At 62.2% G+C, this 16,230-nt stretch carries 18 protein-coding genes; 7 read left to right on the top strand and 11 right to left on the bottom strand.

Annotation, left to right across the window (positions count from 1 at the left end):
- The first annotated feature begins 51 nt into the window (after positions 1-51).
- Together AB8A38_RS13375 and AB8A38_RS13380 are read left to right on the top strand one after the other, a co-directional pair.
- Positions 52-660: a hypothetical protein gene (locus AB8A38_RS13375; protein ID WP_439086286.1), complete on the top strand. Its 609-nt coding sequence runs from the start codon at positions 52-54 to the stop codon at positions 658-660.
- Between the two features lie 166 nt (positions 661-826).
- Positions 827-1,780 (top strand): ribose-phosphate pyrophosphokinase, encoded by a 954-nt coding sequence (locus AB8A38_RS13380; RefSeq protein WP_089263589.1) that lies wholly within the window; start codon positions 827-829, stop codon positions 1,778-1,780.
- An 11-nt stretch (positions 1,781-1,791) separates the two neighbouring features.
- Here AB8A38_RS13380 and AB8A38_RS13385 read toward each other — a convergent pair whose 3' ends face one another.
- Entirely contained in the window at positions 1,792-2,304 is a 513-nt protein-coding gene (locus AB8A38_RS13385) for a 6,7-dimethyl-8-ribityllumazine synthase (protein ID WP_315840828.1), read from the bottom strand.
- Between the two features lie 422 nt (positions 2,305-2,726).
- Between AB8A38_RS13385 and AB8A38_RS13390 the strand changes: the two genes are divergently transcribed.
- The 3 genes from AB8A38_RS13390 (at position 2,727) to proC (ending at position 4,559) form a co-directional block, all read left to right on the top strand.
- On the top strand, positions 2,727-3,227 hold the full coding sequence (locus AB8A38_RS13390) for a YbjN domain-containing protein (protein ID WP_315844344.1): 501 nt from the start codon (positions 2,727-2,729) through the stop codon (positions 3,225-3,227).
- Positions 3,224-3,655, top strand: coding sequence for a GNAT family N-acetyltransferase (locus AB8A38_RS13395; RefSeq protein WP_439086287.1), 432 nt, complete (start codon positions 3,224-3,226; stop codon positions 3,653-3,655). The genes AB8A38_RS13390 and AB8A38_RS13395 overlap by 4 nt, the downstream gene beginning before the upstream one ends.
- 70 nt (positions 3,656-3,725) lie before the next feature.
- A complete protein-coding gene (gene proC, locus AB8A38_RS13400; RefSeq protein WP_315840825.1) occupies positions 3,726-4,559 on the top strand; it encodes a pyrroline-5-carboxylate reductase in 834 nt (277 codons plus the stop codon).
- Here the strand turns inward: proC and AB8A38_RS13405 are convergent, their stop codons facing one another.
- From AB8A38_RS13405 to AB8A38_RS13415, 3 genes are read right to left on the bottom strand one after another with little or no spacing between them, the layout of a single operon-like run.
- Positions 4,560-5,948 (bottom strand): ATP-binding protein, encoded by a 1,389-nt coding sequence (locus tag AB8A38_RS13405; RefSeq protein ID WP_089261811.1) that lies wholly within the window; start codon positions 5,946-5,948, stop codon positions 4,560-4,562.
- Between the two features lie 18 nt (positions 5,949-5,966).
- A complete protein-coding gene (locus tag AB8A38_RS13410; RefSeq protein ID WP_315840824.1) occupies positions 5,967-6,689 on the bottom strand; it encodes a response regulator transcription factor in 723 nt (240 codons plus the stop codon).
- Positions 6,686-7,252 carry a MarR family winged helix-turn-helix transcriptional regulator gene (locus AB8A38_RS13415; RefSeq protein WP_439086288.1) on the bottom strand — a complete coding sequence of 189 codons (567 nt, stop codon included), beginning with the start codon at positions 7,250-7,252 and terminating at the stop codon, positions 6,686-6,688. The genes AB8A38_RS13410 and AB8A38_RS13415 overlap by 4 nt, the downstream gene beginning before the upstream one ends.
- 237 nt (positions 7,253-7,489) lie before the next feature.
- Between AB8A38_RS13415 and AB8A38_RS13420 the strand changes: the two genes are divergently transcribed.
- A complete protein-coding gene (locus AB8A38_RS13420; protein WP_439086289.1) occupies positions 7,490-8,602 on the top strand; it encodes a branched-chain amino acid aminotransferase in 1,113 nt (370 codons plus the stop codon).
- 62 nt (positions 8,603-8,664) lie between these two features.
- On the opposite strand, the gene AB8A38_RS13425 is transcribed toward AB8A38_RS13420, so the two are convergent.
- The 6 genes from AB8A38_RS13425 to uvrC form a co-directional block, all read right to left on the bottom strand.
- Positions 8,665-10,062, bottom strand: a complete 1,398-nt coding sequence (locus AB8A38_RS13425) for an MATE family efflux transporter (RefSeq protein WP_439086290.1) — start codon at positions 10,060-10,062, stop codon at positions 8,665-8,667.
- Between the two features lie 145 nt (positions 10,063-10,207).
- Positions 10,208-11,245, bottom strand: a complete 1,038-nt coding sequence (gene prmB, locus AB8A38_RS13430) for a 50S ribosomal protein L3 N(5)-glutamine methyltransferase (protein WP_315840820.1) — start codon at positions 11,243-11,245, stop codon at positions 10,208-10,210.
- A complete protein-coding gene (locus AB8A38_RS13435; RefSeq protein WP_315840819.1) occupies positions 11,245-11,724 on the bottom strand; it encodes a molybdenum cofactor biosynthesis protein MoaE in 480 nt (159 codons plus the stop codon). Before AB8A38_RS13435 ends, prmB begins: the two co-directional genes overlap by 1 nt.
- Positions 11,725-11,748: 24 nt before the next feature.
- Positions 11,749-12,000, bottom strand: a complete 252-nt coding sequence (gene moaD, locus AB8A38_RS13440) for a molybdopterin converting factor subunit 1 (RefSeq protein WP_315840818.1) — start codon at positions 11,998-12,000, stop codon at positions 11,749-11,751.
- Positions 11,997-12,608, bottom strand: coding sequence for a CDP-diacylglycerol--glycerol-3-phosphate 3-phosphatidyltransferase (gene pgsA / locus AB8A38_RS13445; RefSeq protein ID WP_315840817.1), 612 nt, complete (start codon positions 12,606-12,608; stop codon positions 11,997-11,999). The genes moaD and pgsA overlap by 4 nt, the downstream gene beginning before the upstream one ends.
- A gap of 121 nt (positions 12,609-12,729) precedes the next feature.
- Entirely contained in the window at positions 12,730-14,823 is a 2,094-nt protein-coding gene (uvrC, locus tag AB8A38_RS13450; RefSeq protein WP_439086291.1) for an excinuclease ABC subunit UvrC, read from the bottom strand.
- Between the two features lie 316 nt (positions 14,824-15,139).
- Between uvrC and AB8A38_RS13455 the strand changes: the two genes are divergently transcribed.
- Positions 15,140-15,760 (top strand): outer membrane protein, encoded by a 621-nt coding sequence (locus tag AB8A38_RS13455; RefSeq protein ID WP_068731146.1) that lies wholly within the window; start codon positions 15,140-15,142, stop codon positions 15,758-15,760.
- A 137-nt stretch (positions 15,761-15,897) separates the two neighbouring features.
- Here the strand turns inward: AB8A38_RS13455 and AB8A38_RS13460 are convergent, their stop codons facing one another.
- Positions 15,898-16,113, bottom strand: coding sequence for a cold-shock protein (locus AB8A38_RS13460; RefSeq protein WP_068731145.1), 216 nt, complete (start codon positions 16,111-16,113; stop codon positions 15,898-15,900).
- Between the last annotated feature and the right edge of the window lie 117 nt (positions 16,114-16,230).

Raw genomic sequence — 16,230 nt, forward strand, 5'->3', positions numbered from 1 at the left:
TCGACCTGTCCGGCGCCGCTTGCGGCAAACGGACGGAAGTCGGGACGCCCTATGCGATTTTCTGCCCTTACGACCGATCGAGCCAGACCGCGCCTGATCCAGGCTACGCTGTTGCTGACCGTAGCGTTCGGGCTTGCCGGCTGCGCCAATGTCCCCAATTCCGGCGGCGCCATGAATGCGCAGGCCAGCCTTTCCACCGCCTCCGGCCCGACGGTCGCATTCGAGTCCATCGACGGGCCTCCGCCGCAGGTATTCGACCGCATGGTCAACCTGCTGGATAGTGAAGCGCGCCTGCGTAACCTTGCGGTTGTGTCGCGCAAGGAGAGCGCGGCTTTCCGGGTTCGCAGTTATCTCGCTGCCCAAGTTCGCGGCGGCCAGACCTCGATCGCCTGGGTGTGGGATGTCTATGACCGCGACCAGAATCGCGCTTTACGCCTGTCAGGCGAGGAACAGGCCGGTAAAGGCGGCCGCGACGCCTGGGCCACGGCCGACGACCTCGTCTTGCGGCGGATCGCGCAGGCGGGGCTCACCGGCCTCAATGGCATGATCAATGGCACCACGCCCGGCGAGCAGCCACCCGCGCCGCGCGGCAACGGACCCGCCATCGCCAGCACCGGTGAATTGCCCGTGCAGGCCACCGCATTTGCCGAGACGCGCTGACTTCAGTTCACGTTAAGCAGAGGCCCGTTTTTACGCAGGAAAACAGCGGCTAACGGGTTGCCAGCGGATGGCCGACCTTGATATCACCTCGCTCAGCTAGACGAGTTCTTGTGGGTAATCCGATATGCTGAACGTTGTATCCACCAAGCCGCGGGGAGACGCGTCGATGTCGGCCAAGAACGGTTCGATCAAACTGGTCGCCGGTAATTCCAATCCTGTCCTCGCGCAGGAAATCGCGACCTCGCTGAATATCCCGCTGACCAAGGCCAGCGTCCGGCGCTTCGCCGACATGGAAATATTCGTCGAGATTCAGGAAAACGTCCGCGGCTCCGACGTCTTCATTCTTCAATCCACGTCGTTCCCGACCAACGACCATCTGATGGAATTGTTGATCATCACCGATGCGCTGCGCCGCGCTTCCGCGCGCCGCATCACCGCGGTGATCCCCTATTTCGGCTACGCTCGCCAGGACCGCAAGGCCGGTGGCCGCACCCCGATCTCGGCCAAGCTGGTGGCCAACATGATCACCCATGCCGGCGCCGACCGCGTCATGACGCTCGACCTGCATGCCGGCCAGATCCAGGGCTTCTTCGATATCCCGACCGACAACCTCTATGCTGCGCCGCTGATGGTGCGCGACATCAAGGAAAAGTTCGATCTCGCCAATGTGATGGTGGTGTCGCCCGACGTCGGCGGCGTCGCCCGTGCCCGCGGCCTTGCCAAACGCATCAACGCGCCGCTCGCCATCGTCGACAAGCGCCGCGAACGCCCCGGTGAATCCGAAGTGATGAACGTGATCGGCGACGTCGCCGGCTACACCTGCATCCTGATCGACGACATCGTCGACTCCGGCGGCACGCTGGTGAACGCCGCCGATGCGCTCCTCAAATACGGCGCCAAGGACGTCTCCGCCTATCTCACCCATGGCGTCTTGAGCGGCGGCGCCGCCGCGCGCATCGCCAATTCCAAGCTCAAGGAATTGGTGATCACTGACTCGATCCAGCCCACGGAAGCGGTGAGCAAGTCACCGAACATCCGCGTGCTCTCGGTTGCCTCGCTGATCGCCGAAGCGATCGGCCGCACCGCATCGGAAGAGTCGGTATCGAGCCTGTTCGACTAAGGCTCGCGCCTTTACACGATCCCAGCCGCGACCTGACCGCGCAGACGTTCCAGACTGAGCAAGGTCTCGGCGCAGGCGGCGGCAACCTTGAGGCCGCTCTCCGCAAAGTGCTTGCGGAAGAATGCCGCGCGCTCTTCGGTCTCGTGGAAATCCTCCGGCGCCGTCACGGCCGAGAACACCGGGATCTCGGTACGTAGCTGCACATCCATCAGCGCACGGATGACGGTGTCAGCCACGAAGCCGCGGGTGCCGCTGTCGATCACGAGGCCGGCCGCGACGATGGCCGTATAGCGCCGCGTCTTGGCCAGCACCTGGACATGCAGCGGGATCTCGAACGAGCCGGGCACTTCGAACAGATCGACCTGGGACGGGCTGATATGACGCGCCTCGATCTCACTCAGAAACGACTCCCAACAGGGCGCAACAATGTCGCGATGCCAGGATGACTGCACGAAGGCGACGCGCTGCGGCTTGGCGAAGCGCGGATGCTGGACTGCGGATGCCTCGGAGGTGGTGTCGTTCATGGCCTGATACTTTCGTTACGGCCAAACTATGCCGAAACCGAACCAGCCCAGCAAGGCCGTCCACAGGCTGTATTGGGGTCCAACAGGACTCCCACGAGGCCGGGAAAGCTTGCGGGCCGCACGGAAGAATCAATAGTTACCACCCCAACCGGACTCGCGGCGCGCGAGGGCGCACCGCACAGACTCGCAATCCGAGAATCCGATTCCGATTTGTTCTCATTGCGGCGAGATGACCTGTGGATGAGGGCCGGTTTGTCTGTGGATGGATTCGTGGTGCCGTTGCGCAGATTCAGCAAATCACATCACTTCAAACTCGCAAGGTCTGGACGAATAGAACTTGCAGCCTGCAGCGACGCTCCGACATTTTCGCGTACCGGCCAGCTGTTTGCATCATCACATTTCAAGAGCAAGGTCGCGACGGCATGTCACTCCTCGAAGGTACTATCGATTCACGGCTCAATCCGCTCGCCGTTGTCGAGGATATTGCCGCCGATCATAACTGGGCGTTCGAGCGCTCCGGCGAAGACGAAGTCACAATTGTTTCCAAAGGTGACTGGACCGATTACCAACTCTCCTTCACCTGGATGAACGAGATCGAGGCGCTGCATCTGGCGTGCGCCTTCGACATGAAGATTCCGCCCGCTCGCCGCGCGGAAGTGCAGCGCCTGATCGCCGCGATCAACGAACAGATGTGGGTCGGTCATTTCGATATCTGGACTCACTCAGGCATGGTGATGTACCGGCAGGCGCTGGTGCTGCCCGATGGCCTCACCGCGACGACCGCGCAGTGCGAAGCGATGCTCGTCTCGGCGATCCATTCCTGCGAGCGCTACTATCCGGCATTGCAGTTCGTGGTATGGGCCGGCAAGACCGCAGCCGAAGCGATGTCTGCTGCGATGTTCGACACTGCCGGCGAAGCATGACCGACGCGCCGGTCATCACCGTGCCGGATGCGCCCGGTGAGGCCGAACGGCTGGTGGTCGCAAATGCGTTGCTGGCCTACAATACCAAGGCCGTTGGCCCCAACAATTATCAGCCGCTCTCGATCCTGATCCACGATCCCGCAACCGGCGAGCCGATCGGCGGCATCTGGGGCAAGACCGCGTTTAACTGGTGTTTCGTCGAGCTGTTCGTCGTGCCCGAACAATTTCGCGGCCAGGGCATAGGCTCGAAGGTCCTCGCCAAGGCGGAAGAGATCGCGCGTGAGCGCGGTTGCATCGGTCTGTGGCTCGATACCTACTGGTTTCAGGCGCGGAGCTTCTATGAGAAGCAGGGCTATGAAGTGTTTGGCGAAATCCCGGACTATCCGCGCGGCGGCCCGCGCTACTTCCTAAAAAAGAGCTTCGTATAGATCGGTTCAGGCTGTGCAGCCCGCCCCGCAATGATATGGTCCCGGCCGTTCTGACAGTCGGGATTTTGCGATGACCTCCTCCACGACCTCACGCGCGCTCAACACCATCGACGCCCACATCGTGCTGGCCGGCGCCGGGAAGATGGGCGGCGCGATGCTGACGGGCTGGATCGCTGGCGGGCTCGATCCCAAACGCGCCGTCGTGATCGATCCGTATGTCTCCGACGAGATCAAGGCACTCGCGGCCAAAGGCGTCCGCCTCAATCCGGATGTGAGAGACATCGGCGCTGTCGCCGCACTGGTTATCGCCGTGAAGCCGCAGATGTTCGCCGAGGTCGGGCCGACGCTGCGCACAATCGCCGGATCATCCCTCGTGGTCTCGATCATGGCCGGCACCACCATCGCCGGCATCGCCAAGGCCTGCGGCGGCAATGTGGTTCGCGCGATGCCGAATACACCGGCCGCAATCGGCCGCGGCATCACCGTGGCGGTTGCCGCCAGCGACGTATCGCAGGAGCAACGCGGCCTGACCGACGCGCTTTTGCGCGCCACCGGATCGGTCGAATGGGTCGATGACGAAAGCCTGATCGATGCTGTGACGGCCGTCTCCGGCTCGGGGCCTGCCTATGTGTTTCTGCTAGCCGAAGAAATGGCCCGCGCCGGCATCGCTGCAGGTCTTCCGCCTGAACTCGCGATGAAACTTGCACGAGAAACCGTATCCGGCTCAGGCGAATTGCTGCGCCAGTCCGATCTCGACGCAGCGACGCTGCGCAAGAATGTCACCTCGCCCGGTGGGACGACTGCAGCGGCGCTCGGCGTGTTGATGGCCGATGACGGCTTCGAGCCGTTGCTGACACGCGCCATCGCCGCGGCAACGGCGCGGTCTAAGGAACTGGCGAAGTAGTTACACCGGCACCCGCACCACCGCCCTCAATCCGCCCATCGGACTCTCGGCCAGCGTGATGTCGCCACCATGGGAGCGCGCGATATCGCGGGCGATGGCGAGGCCAAGACCTGTACCGCCTTCGTCCTGATTGCGGGCATCATCGAGCCGCAGGAACGGCTTGAACACTTCCTCTCGCATGTCGGCGGGGATGCCGGGGCCGTCATCATCCACAGTCACCGTGAGATAGCGATGATCGCGATGGCCGGTGATGGCGATGTCATTGGCATGGCGCGCCGCGTTCGAGACGAGATTGCCGAGGCAGCGTTTGAAGGCCGCAGGCTTCACCGTGACGATCGGCAGGCCGTGGAACGTGACCGTCGCCTTGTGGCCGTTGCGCTCGGCATCGCTGCGCAATTCTTCCAGCGCCGCCGCCATGTCTGTCGGCTGCGCCTGCTCGCCGCTGTCGCCGCGCGCAAAGGCGAGATAGGCCTCGAGCATGCCGGACATCTCATCGATATCCTTGCGCATGCCATCGACTTCCGGACCGTCCTCGATCAACGCAAGCTCAAGCTTGAAGCGCGTCAGGATGGTGCGCAGATCGTGCGAGACGCCGGCCAGCATCGCCGTGCGCTGCTCCATCGCGCGTTCGATACGCGCCTTCATCTCGATAAAGGCATTGGCGGCACGACGGACCTCGCGTGCACCACGCGGCCGGAAATTCGGCGCCTCGCGGCCCTTGCCGAAACTCTCGGCGGCGTCAGCGAGTTTGAGGATCGGGCGGATCTGGTTACGCAGGAACAGGATCGCGACGATCAGCAGGATCGAGGACGTCCCCACCATCCAGAACAGGAAGATTTCCGAATTCGATGCGTAAGCAGCACTACGCTGGGCGAAGATGCGCATCACGGCATCATCGAGCTGGATGCGGATTTCCACGAGATTGGAGCGGCCCACGGTGTCGATCCAGAACGGCCGCGTGATCTGTCGACCGATCTGGACAGACAGCGCCTGATCGAGCAACGAGAAGAACGGCTTCGGACCGGGCGGCGGCATGTCGCCGAGTGGCAGGAAATCCACCACGAGGCCAAGGCGCTGCTGAGCGATGGCTTTGATCTGCGTGCGGTCCTTATCCTGCGGATAGACCTTGTAGACATCGATCAGCGTTGCGATGTCCTGCACCACGGCCTGCGACAGGCGGCGCGTCACCGTGTTCCAGTGCCGCTCCATGAAGACAAAGGCGACCACCGACTGCAGCAGCACCATCGGTACGATCATGATCAGCAGCGTGCGGGCATAGAGGCCCGTGGGCATCACACTCTTGAAGCGCCGGCCCATCAGACTGTGCGCCGCAGAGACGCGGCCTGCCGCAGAGCGGAGGATGGTGATGCCGGTGTCGAGCGTGGTCATCGTGCAAACTTCATCAAACTATGGCGACGCGACGAGGCGATAGCCGATGCCACGCACGGCCTGCAGGAAGAGCGGATTGGCTGGATCGGTCTCGATCTTGCGACGCAGACGATTGATCTGCACGTCCACCGCACGCTCGTTCACGGTGCCACCGCCGCCGGTGAGTTCACCGCGTGGCACGGTCTCGCCGGGCGCCGCGGCCAGCACGCGCAGCATGTCACGCTCGCGGTCGGTGAGATGGATGATCTCGTCACCCTGGCGTAGCTCACCACGCGCGAGGTGATACACATAAGGCCCGAATTGCAGCGACTCTGCGCGCTCGACTGGCACCGGCGCACTACGCTTCAGGATGTTTGCGATGCGCAGCACCAGTTCGCGCGGCTCGAACGGCTTAGCAACATAGTCGTCGGCGCCGATCTGCAATCCCTCGATCCGGCTTTCCGCCTCGTGCCGTGCCGTCAGCATAATGATCGGCACGGCCGAAGACGTCCGAATGAAGCGCGCGAGCTCGAAGCCGGTCTCGCCTGGCATCATCACATCGAGGATCAGGAGATCGAAATGCAGACCGAGCAGCTTGGCGCGCGCTTCCTTGGCGCTCGGCGCCGTGGTGACGCGATAGCCTTCGCCCGAGAGAAAGCGCGAGAGGAGATCGCGGATACGGCGGTCGTCATCGACCAGCAACAGATGCGGCGCATCGTCGGCCAATGGCACCGGCATTCGTTTGGCCTGAGCTAGCATCATGTCTTGTTTGTCCTGCCGTCAGTTTTGGCGGATGCCTGGCCCAAGATGACCTGCAGCACCTTGTCGGGATCATTGCGGTCGATCATGGCCGAGAGAAACCTGCCGATCGCTTCAACTTCGACCGGCGTAAAATCCTTGAGCGCGCGGTTGATGCGATCGGTCTGCAAACCCGCGAGCTGCGCAACGAGAGCTTCACCCTTGGCCGTGGCGAAAAGAAGCCGTTGCCGGCGATCGGCCTCGCCGGATTTCTGAACGATATACCCTTCATCGAGCAATTGCTTGAGGACACGGCCCAGCGACTGCTTCGTAATACGCAAGACATCGAGCAGATCGGCAACCTTCAGGCCGGGATAGCGATGCACAAAGTGTACGACCCGGTGATGGGCGCGCCCGAAACCGAACTGGTCCAGCACATCGTCGGGATCGCCCACAAAGTCGCGATAGGCAAAGAACAACAGCTCGATGATGTCCCAGCGGGGCGGTTTCGCAGGATCGCCGCTGGATTGCCGCTGGATCGTCTCAAGCGATCGTGACGTCGCGTCCTTGGAATTTACGTCAACCATATTGACATATCTTGGGTTCAATCTTACAAAACTGACCATCGCGACGAAACATTAGAACTCTCGCCGCACGGCCCAATAGGGCCGATCTGAGAACCATACCGGACTTCGGCATGGCGCTAAAGCCTGTCCTCGGTCATCCACCGGGGCCGGAAACGCTTTTGCCGTGGGTCCGCTTGACGTAGAACAACATCGACGCTGCCGCCCCCAGGAGCTGCGCCGTAAGCAGGAGTGAGGTCCATGGGAGTTTCGTTCGATAAAATCGATGGCGCAGCTTTGCTGAAATTCGACATTCAGCCCGCGGCGAACGCGGTGTCCGAGGCGGACCGCGCAGCAAAGCTCAGGGATCCGGGCTTCGGCCGGGTTTTCACCGACCACATGGCTCTGGTCCGCTACAACCAGAAGAACGGCTGGCATGGCGCGCGCATCGAATCCCGCGCGAATTTCCCGCTCGATCCCGCAGCGGCCGTCCTGCATTACGCGCAGGAGATTTTCGAAGGGCTCAAGGCCTATGTGCGTGAAGACGGCGGCGTGAATCTGTTCCGCCCCGATGCCAATGCAAGGCGCTTCAGAAATTCTGCCGATCGTATGGCCATGGCCCCGCTGCCCGAGCCCGTGTTTATCGAAGCGATCGAGCAACTCGTGCGCATCGACCGCGCCTGGATTCCATCAGGCGAAGGCAGCCTCTACCTGCGCCCGTTCATGGTCGCGAGCGAGATCTTCCTCGGTGTGAAGCCGTCTGCGGAATACATATTCGCTGTCATCGCCTCTCCGGTTGGCTCCTATTTCAAGGGCGGCCCCGCCCCGGTGTCGATCTGGGTGTCGGAGAACTACACGCGCGCTGCGATCGGCGGCACCGGCGCCGTCAAATGCGGTGGCAACTACGCCGCGAGCCTGCGCGCGCAGGCGGAAGCCAGCGATCACGGCTGCGATCAGGTCGTGTTCCTCGACGCGGTCGAGCGCCGCTACATCGAAGAACTTGGCGGCATGAACATCTTCTTCGTGTTCGAGGACGGTTCGCTGCTGACACCGCCGCTCGGCACGATCCTGCCAGGCATCACGCGTGATTCGATCATCGCATTGGCGAAGGATAAGGGCACGCAGGTACGTGAAGAGGCTTACACGCTCGACCAGTGGCGTGCCGATGCTGCCAGCGGCAAGCTGAAAGAGGCCTTTGCCTGCGGCACGGCGGCGGTCATCTCGCCGATCGGCCAGGTGCGCTCTGCGAGCGGTGATTTTACCATCAATGGCGGCGCGGCTGGCCCCGTCACGATGGGACTGCGCAAACAGCTGGTCGACATTCAGTACGGTCGCGCGCCCGACCCGCATAACTGGATCCGCAAGGTTCTGTAAGCCTACGCGCCTGAAGACAACAAATGCCGCAGCCCTTCGAGACTGCGGCATTTTTATTTGGCTCAAGTCGCCGGCACGAGCCCGAGTTGCTCGCGCCGGGTCCAACGCCAAAGCATGACCGGTGCAACGACCGCCAGACCCGCTGCTAGCCCGATCCAGATGCCGACGCCGCCGAAGCCCAGCTTGAATGCGAACAGCAGGCTGAGACCCATGCCGAAGCCCCAATAGCCCAATGCGGCAAAGATCATCGGCACGCGCGTATCCTGCAATCCGCGCAGCATCCCTGCAGCCACCGACTGCGCGCCGTCCGCAATCTGGAACACCGCCGCACAAAACAGAAACGACATTGCCGTATCGATGACGACGGCATTGGCGGGATTGCTCAGATCGATGAAGGCGCCAATCAGGAGACGCGGCGCAGCCAGCAACAACATGCTCATCGACGCCATGAATACCACCGCAAGGCCGAATGCAGTCCATCCTGCTCGCGTGATGCCATCGCGATCCACGGCGCCTTTGGCCAATCCAACGCGGACAGTTGCCGCCTGGCTCAGTCCCATCGGCACCATGAAGGAGATCGATGCGATCTGGATTGCAATCGCGTGCGCCGCGATGGCGGCCGTTCCAAACTGCCCCATCAGGAACACCGCCGCATTGAAGACGGTGATTTCGAATGCGAGCGTCGCGCCGATCGGCAGACCGATGCGCCATAGCTTTGCAAGGCGCGGCCAGTCGGCACGCCACCAGTTGCCGAATAGACGATAGCGCCGAAACTTCGGATGCCATCCGACGACGAGCGCAAAGACTGCGAACAGAAAGATATTCGACAGCGTGGTCGCAAGACCGGAGCCGCGCAAACCCATCTCCGGAAATCCGAGATGGCCGAACACTAGCACCCAGTTGGCAGCAGCATTGAACAGAGTGGTGACGCCCGTCACCACCAGTGCCCAGAGTGGGCGTTGCACGGCGGCAACGAATGAGCGCAGCACGATGAAGCCCAGCGCAGGCAGGAAGCCCCACTGCAACATGTGCACGAAGCTCTGGGCGTCGGCAGCGGCCTGCGCCTCCTGACCGAACAGCAACAAGATCGCCTCGGCATGCCAGAGGACGATCCACGCCGGCACCGAGACGATGAGCGCTGTCCACAAACCTTGCCGGAACGTCCGCCGGACATCGCGCACCGCATGCAGCTTACGGCCGATCGCCTCCGCCATCATCGGCGACGTCGCCGTGACAAGACCGATGGCGAAAATCAGAAGCGCGAAATAGAGATTCACGCCCAGCGCCGACGCAGCCAGAGCCTCCGCGCTCACGCGGCCGAGAATGATTACGTCGGTCGTCGTCAGTGCGATCTGTGCCAGATTGGTCAGGATCAGCGGCCAGCCGAGCGCAAGCGTCGCCCGCAACTCGGTGAGCCACAGATCGCGCGTTGGCGCTTTCCGACCGACAGCCAACAGCATGGAATCCTTCACTCGATTTGAGTGACGCGGCTGCAAGGGCTTTCGCGTCAAAATCTGTCCGACAACGATGTCGGACATTCACACATCAAAATGCGCGTGAAGGTGCCGTGATAAACGCTACGGGCGTATTTGGCCAGATGCCGAACTAGCCGACGCCGCGACCTTGCAGCGCAGCAGCGGACACCCAGAACACCTCGCCTTCGGAGTCTTCAGTGTCCAGCCAGATCAACGGCAGATCGGGAAAGGCTTCATCGACATTGGCGCGGCCGCGACCGATTTCACACAACAAACCGCCATGCGGGTTCAGGTGATCGCCAGCCTGTTCAATGATCTTCCTGACGATATCGAGCCCATCATCGCCGCCATCGAATGCCATCGCGGGTTCGGCCAGGCATTCATCCGGCAAATCCGCCATGCCCTGTGCATCGACATAAGGCGGATTGGTGATGATGAGATCGTAGCGGGTATCGCCGAGCGGTTCGAACAGATCGCCCTTGTAAAGCGTCAGTCGCTCGTCGAGACCGTAATCGATGACGTTGCGCATGGCGACGGCGAGCGCTGCGGGCGACAGATCGACGGCGTCGACCTGCGCATTAGGGAACGACTGGCTGGCTAGGATCGCGATACAGCCAGAACCTGTGCAAAGATCCAGCACGCTTTCGATCTCCATGGGATCGTCGATCAGCGATCCGCCTTCGCCGTCGTCACCACTGAAATGCGAATCCAGCAATTCGCCGATAAAGGAACGCGGCACGATAGTGCGCTCGTCCACATAGAACGGCAGGCCGCGCATATAGATCTTGTTGAGCAGATAGGCCGCCGGTTTGCGCGTCGTCACGCGGCGATGAATGATGTCGAGGATCTGCTTGCCTTCGGCCGCAGTTACCCGCGCCATGGCGAAATTCTCGAACTGGTCGGGATGCAGATGCAGGACTTCGCAGACGATGAAGGCGGCTTCGGCCACGGGATCGGTGGTGCCATGCGCAAAAGAGAGCCGGGCCTCGATGAAACGGCTGGTGGCGTAGCGCACATAGTCGAGCAATGTCGCCAGCTCGCCCGGCGCCACCTTCGGGAGGGTCGCCGTTGCGATCTTCTTCACGGAGGTCTTTGCCTTTGCAGAAGCCTTGCGCGCAGATTTCCTGACCGCCTTCTTCGCGATTGTCTTCACAGTCTTCTTTGCCATCAGTTTTTATCCCAGCGCGCCGCGGCGTCGTCATCGTCGGTCTTCGCAGCAATCCAGCTGCTGCCACCGGCGGTTTCCTCGCGCTTCCAGAACGGAGCATGCGCCTTGAGGTAATCCATCAGAAACTCGGCGGCCTGAAACGCCGCCTGGCGGTGCGCCGACGCGGTCAGCACCACCATGATATTCTCGCCGGGCAGGATGCGGCCGACGCGGTGAACGATCGTCAATCCGGTCAGCGGCCAGCGGCTCATCGCCTCGTCGGCATGGCGCGCGATCTCCGCCTCGGCCATGCCGGGATAATGCTCCAACGTCAGCGCCGTGGTTGCGTCGCCGCTGCCACTTAAGTTTTCTTGGCCGCGGCAGATGCCGCTGAATGTGACCACCGCGCCGATATCGGTCCGGCTAGCCGTCAGCGCGGCGATCTCGCTGGAGACGTCGAAATCGGCATCCTGAATGCGGATGGTCACGTTGGAGGTCATGAGATCAACGCAGTCGTTGGTAAATCAGCCGCCGGTCATCGGCGGGAAGAATGCAATCTCGCGGGCGCCAGCGATGACGGTGTCGGGCCGCACATGGGTGTGGTCGATGGCGACGCGGATCACCTTCGGCGTCTCGAATGCATAGGCATATTCGTCGCCGCGCGTGCTCAGCCATCCGATCAGATCGCCGACAGTGCGCACGGCTGCTGGCGGCTCGACCGTCTCTTCGGCCTTGCCGATGCGTTCGCGCACCCAGGCGAAGTAGACAACCTTCATGCATCCTCCGCGATGAGGTGATGAATGCCGGAACGGAAATAGTCGTAGCCTGTGTAGATGGTGACGAGCGCCGAAATCCACAACAGCAGCAGGCCGAGCTGCGTGGTGATCGGGATCACCTGATCGCCGGCCTCGCCGGCCAGCAGGAAGCCGATCGCGATCAGCTGGGCCGTCGTCTTCCACTTCGCCACCTTGGTGACCGGGACACTGACACGGAGCGCGGCGAGATATTCGCGCAGGCCCGAGACCAGAATTTCGCGGCACAGGATCACGATGGCAGCCCACAGGGTCCAGCCATGGATGATACCATCGGCCGCCAGCATCAGCAGGCAGGAGGCGACCAGCAGCTTGTCGGCGATCGGATCGAGCATCCGGCCAAAGGCCGACTGCTGATTCCAGATCCGGGCGTAATAGCCATCGAGAAAATCCGTGACCGCGGCGCCGATGAAGACGGCCAGCGCAACCCAGCGCAGCCATAGCGGGCCATCCATGATCGATTGCGAATAGATGCAGCCGACCACCACCGGAATGGCGGCAATGCGGGTCATGGTCAGGATATTTGGCAGGGACATCGCGGAATTCGCGGCCCGTCTCGTGGTCTCTGTCATCCGTCTTACCAATACTGCCAGAGCGCGGAGGTCAACCGCCAGCGAAGCGGGGCGGCTCAGTTTACCGCAAAACTGCCCCAAGGCATGCGACAGCCAGATTACGTCTCGTTCATCTTCGCGGTCATCGGGCCCCGGGCTGGGGGTGGAAAAAGTCGAAAATCTTGCGGGCGCTCTCGGCCGAGATGCCGGGAACCTTGCCAAGGTCGCCCACCGAGGCCCGCTCGATCTCTTTCAGCGTTCCGAAATGGTGCAGGAGTGCCCGCTTGCGGGTTGGGCCGATCCCCGGGATTTCCTGCAATCCGGCCTCGCGGATGTCCTTCTTGCGCAGTGTGCGGTGCGATCCGATGACGAACCGATGCGCCTCGTCGCGCAGCCGCTGGATAAAATACAGAACGGGGTCCCGGGGCTCCAATTTGATAGCCTCGCGGCCAGGAATGAACATCGTCTCGCGGCCGGCGTCGCGATCCCGCCCCTTGGCCACCGCCATCAGGGTCACATCGGTCAGTTTCAGCTCGTCGAAGATTTCCTTGACCGCATTGAGCTGGCCGCGGCCGCCATCGATGATGACCAGATCGGGCCAGAGCGGCACGTCATCGTCCTTCGGCTTCGCCGCTTCCCCTTCAGCCGGCGGCGCCAGCAGCCGCTTGAAACGGCGCTGCAGCACCTCCTTCATCATCCCGTAGTCGTCACCGGGTGTGAGCCCTTCCGACTTGATGTTGAACTTGCGGTACTGATTCTTGATGAAGCCATCCGGCCCCGCCACGATCATGGCACCGACCGCGTTGGTGCCCTGGATGTGGCTGTTGTCATAGACCTCGATGCGCTTCGGCACGGTGGCCATGCCCGCCATCTTCGACATGCCTTCCAGCAGACGCGTCTGCGTCGCCGTGTCGGCGAGCTTGCGGCCGAGCGCCTCGCGGGCATTGGTCAGCGCGTGGACGACCAGCTCTTTTTTTTCGCCGCGCTGCGGTGTCAGCACCTCGACCTTGAAACCTGCCTTGACACCGAGCGCGCTGGCCAGCAGCTCGCTTTCCTCGATGGCATGCGACAGCAGCACCATCTTCGGCGGCGGCTTGTCCTCGTAGAACTGCGCCAGGAACGAGCCGAGCACTTCCTCCGGCGTGTACGATTTTTCGGCCTTGGGGAAATAGGCGCGATTGCCCCAGTTCTGGCCGGTGCGGAAGAAGAACACCTCGACACAGGAATAGCCGCCCTCCTGATGGATGGCGAAGACGTCGGCCTCCTCCACGGTGCGCGGATTGATGCCCTGCTGCGACTGGATCGCAGACAATGCCGCAAGACGGTCGCGATACAGCGCGGCGCGCTCGAAGGCGAGTTCGTCCGACGCCTTCTCCATTTCGCCGGCCAATAGCTGCTTCACCGCGCGGCTGCGGCCGGACAGGAAGTCCTTCGCTTCACGCACCAGTTCGGTATAGCCGGGAAAATCGATCTCGCCGGTGCAAGGACCCGAGCAGCGGCGGATTTGATACAGCAGACACGGGCGCGTACGGCTCTCGAAAAAGGAATCAGTGCACGACCGCACCAGGAACGCGCGCTGCAGTGCCGTGATGGTGCGGTTGACAGCGCCCACCGACGCGAATGGACCGAAATAGCGGCCGGGCCGCGACTGCGCGCCACGATGCTTCAGAATCTGGGGTGCCCAGTGATCGCCCGAGATCAGAATATACGGAAAGGACTTGTCGTCGCGGAGCTGCACGTTGAAGCGCGGCCGCAGTTGCTTGATGAGATTCGCTTCGAGTAGCAGCGCCTCGGTCTCGGTCGCCGTCGAGATGATCTCAACCACCACGGTCGCCGCGATCATGCGTGCGATGCGCATCACCTGCCCGGTTGGCCTTGCATAGGACGACAGCCGCTTCTTCACGTTCTTGGCCTTGCCGACATACAGCACGTCGTTGGCCGCATTCAGCATCCGGTAGACGCCCGGCGATGTAGGTGCATGGCGCACGGCATGTTCGATGGCTGCGCGGCCGATCGCCAACGGGCCTTCGGCGACCACGTCGCCGAAATCGTCATCGCCAGCATCCGGGAGCGCGCCGTCTTCCTCGTCGTCGGCCGCCGCGGGTTCCGGTTCGAGGTCGGGTGGCGCCTGCAGGGTCGAGTGGATGCCCTGTCCGGAACTAGGGCTGTCGGAACCTGGCTCTGCCGCGGGCTCGGATGATGTCTCGTGCAGCGGCTCGGTGGGGTCTTGAATCATGAGCCCAATTTAGGCGCTGCGGCGGGTCATCGCCAGCATCCGACCGACCCAAATGCCCGTGCAACAACCGGTTTCCCGGGTGCTCGCAGCAAGCCACAGGATTTTGGCTGTCCGCCCGGGAAATTCGCGGACTGTCAAAAGTAAGACTCTTTTAACGCCAATACGGCGGCGCCGAGGGCCGTTAAGGACCGCTTAATCTAAAACTCTCGATAAATCGTCTCGATAAATGATGGAATTCCGTAACCCTAAGGCTTCGTTCGGCAGATCCCGAGCGCACTCCCTGGGCCGGCAGTAACGCGTATTTTGGAGAGTTGAGATGAGTAAGTTTGCGTTCGCGGCAGTCGCCCTCGTGGCTGCAGGTGCGACAACAGCACATGCGGCGGACATGCCTTACCGGTCGCGCGCCCCCTATACCGTTGCCCAGCCGCTCAACGCCTATAGCTGGGCCGGCCCGTATCTCGGCGCCACTCTTGGTTACGAATGGGGCAGCGTCTCCAACACCGGTGCGAAGCCCTCGGGCATCGCCGGCGGCGTGACCGGCGGTTACAACTGGCAGAGCGGCAACATCGTGTTCGGTCTCGAAGGCGATCTGCAGGGCACCGGCGCCGATGACCGCTTCGCCACCTACAAGTTCTCGAACCCCTGGTTCGGCACCGCGCGCGGCCGCATCGGCTACGCCTTCAACAACGTATTGCTCTATGGCACCGCCGGTCTCTCCTTCGGCAGCCTGGAAGCCGAGCTGAACGGCCTGCAACAGTCCCAGACCTCGGTCGGCTGGACCGCGGGTGTCGGCGCCGAAGTCGGCATCTACCAGAACTGGACTGCCAAGATCGAATATCTCTATGTCGATCTGTCCAAGAACACCTACACGCTCACCGGTACCGACAGCGCGCTCAGCTTCGGCACTGTGCGCATCGGCGTGAACTATCACTTCTAAGTCCGGCTCCGGACGCCTCGCGTCCGGACCACTGCTTCAAGTACTTCGACTCCAAGTACAAGAAACCATCGCCATCCACTCCCGGCCGCGCTGCGGCCGGGATTTTTTTATGGCCCACTCCCAAGCTGGATCCGCCGCTATCCCGTGATGACCAGATTGACCGCTTTGGGGCCCTTGCCCTTTTTGTCGGGCTCGACCTCGAAGGTGATCCGCTGTCCTTCGATCAGGTCCTTCAAGCCGGCGCGCTCGACTGCGGTAATGTGCACAAACACGTCCCGTCCGCCATCGTCCGGCTTGATGAAGCCGTAGCCACGCTCGCCATTGAAAAACTTGACCGTACCGCTCATGCCCATCGGGTCCCTCCCCGCAATGCTCCGCCGCGGCGCTTTCGCGCTGCGACCGACCGGACATTCACTCCACGGAAGCTAGGCCTTGTTTCAATATCGATTTGGGCCACGTCACTCCGCCGC

The organism is Tardiphaga sp. 839_C3_N1_4, assembly GCF_051811045.1.
In the GTDB taxonomy this organism is placed as follows: Bacteria; Pseudomonadota; Alphaproteobacteria; order Rhizobiales; family Xanthobacteraceae; genus Tardiphaga.

Bases quoted from the DNA above. Each gene is read 5' to 3' on its own strand.
- AB8A38_RS13375 (WP_439086286.1), top strand. From the start codon at position 52: ATGCGATTTTCTGCCCTTACGACCGATCGAGCCAGACCGCGCCTGATC.
- AB8A38_RS13380 (WP_089263589.1), top strand. From the start codon at position 827: ATGTCGGCCAAGAACGGTTCGATCAAACTGGTCGCCGGTAATTCCAAT.
- AB8A38_RS13385 (WP_315840828.1), bottom strand. From the start codon at position 2,304: ATGAACGACACCACCTCCGAGGCATCCGCAGTCCAGCATCCGCGCTTC.
- AB8A38_RS13390 (WP_315844344.1), top strand. From the start codon at position 2,727: ATGTCACTCCTCGAAGGTACTATCGATTCACGGCTCAATCCGCTCGCC.
- AB8A38_RS13395 (WP_439086287.1), top strand. From the start codon at position 3,224: ATGACCGACGCGCCGGTCATCACCGTGCCGGATGCGCCCGGTGAGGCC.
- proC (WP_315840825.1), top strand. From the start codon at position 3,726: ATGACCTCCTCCACGACCTCACGCGCGCTCAACACCATCGACGCCCAC.
- AB8A38_RS13405 (WP_089261811.1), bottom strand. From the start codon at position 5,948: ATGACCACGCTCGACACCGGCATCACCATCCTCCGCTCTGCGGCAGGC.
- AB8A38_RS13410 (WP_315840824.1), bottom strand. From the start codon at position 6,689: ATGATGCTAGCTCAGGCCAAACGAATGCCGGTGCCATTGGCCGACGAT.
- AB8A38_RS13415 (WP_439086288.1), bottom strand. From the start codon at position 7,252: ATGGTTGACGTAAATTCCAAGGACGCGACGTCACGATCGCTTGAGACG.
- AB8A38_RS13420 (WP_439086289.1), top strand. From the start codon at position 7,490: ATGGGAGTTTCGTTCGATAAAATCGATGGCGCAGCTTTGCTGAAATTC.
- AB8A38_RS13425 (WP_439086290.1), bottom strand. From the start codon at position 10,062: ATGCTGTTGGCTGTCGGTCGGAAAGCGCCAACGCGCGATCTGTGGCTC.
- prmB (WP_315840820.1), bottom strand. From the start codon at position 11,245: ATGGCAAAGAAGACTGTGAAGACAATCGCGAAGAAGGCGGTCAGGAAA.
- AB8A38_RS13435 (WP_315840819.1), bottom strand. From the start codon at position 11,724: ATGACCTCCAACGTGACCATCCGCATTCAGGATGCCGATTTCGACGTC.
- moaD (WP_315840818.1), bottom strand. From the start codon at position 12,000: ATGAAGGTTGTCTACTTCGCCTGGGTGCGCGAACGCATCGGCAAGGCC.
- pgsA (WP_315840817.1), bottom strand. From the start codon at position 12,608: ATGACAGAGACCACGAGACGGGCCGCGAATTCCGCGATGTCCCTGCCA.
- uvrC (WP_439086291.1), bottom strand. From the start codon at position 14,823: ATGATTCAAGACCCCACCGAGCCGCTGCACGAGACATCATCCGAGCCC.
- AB8A38_RS13455 (WP_068731146.1), top strand. From the start codon at position 15,140: ATGAGTAAGTTTGCGTTCGCGGCAGTCGCCCTCGTGGCTGCAGGTGCG.
- AB8A38_RS13460 (WP_068731145.1), bottom strand. From the start codon at position 16,113: ATGGGCATGAGCGGTACGGTCAAGTTTTTCAATGGCGAGCGTGGCTAC.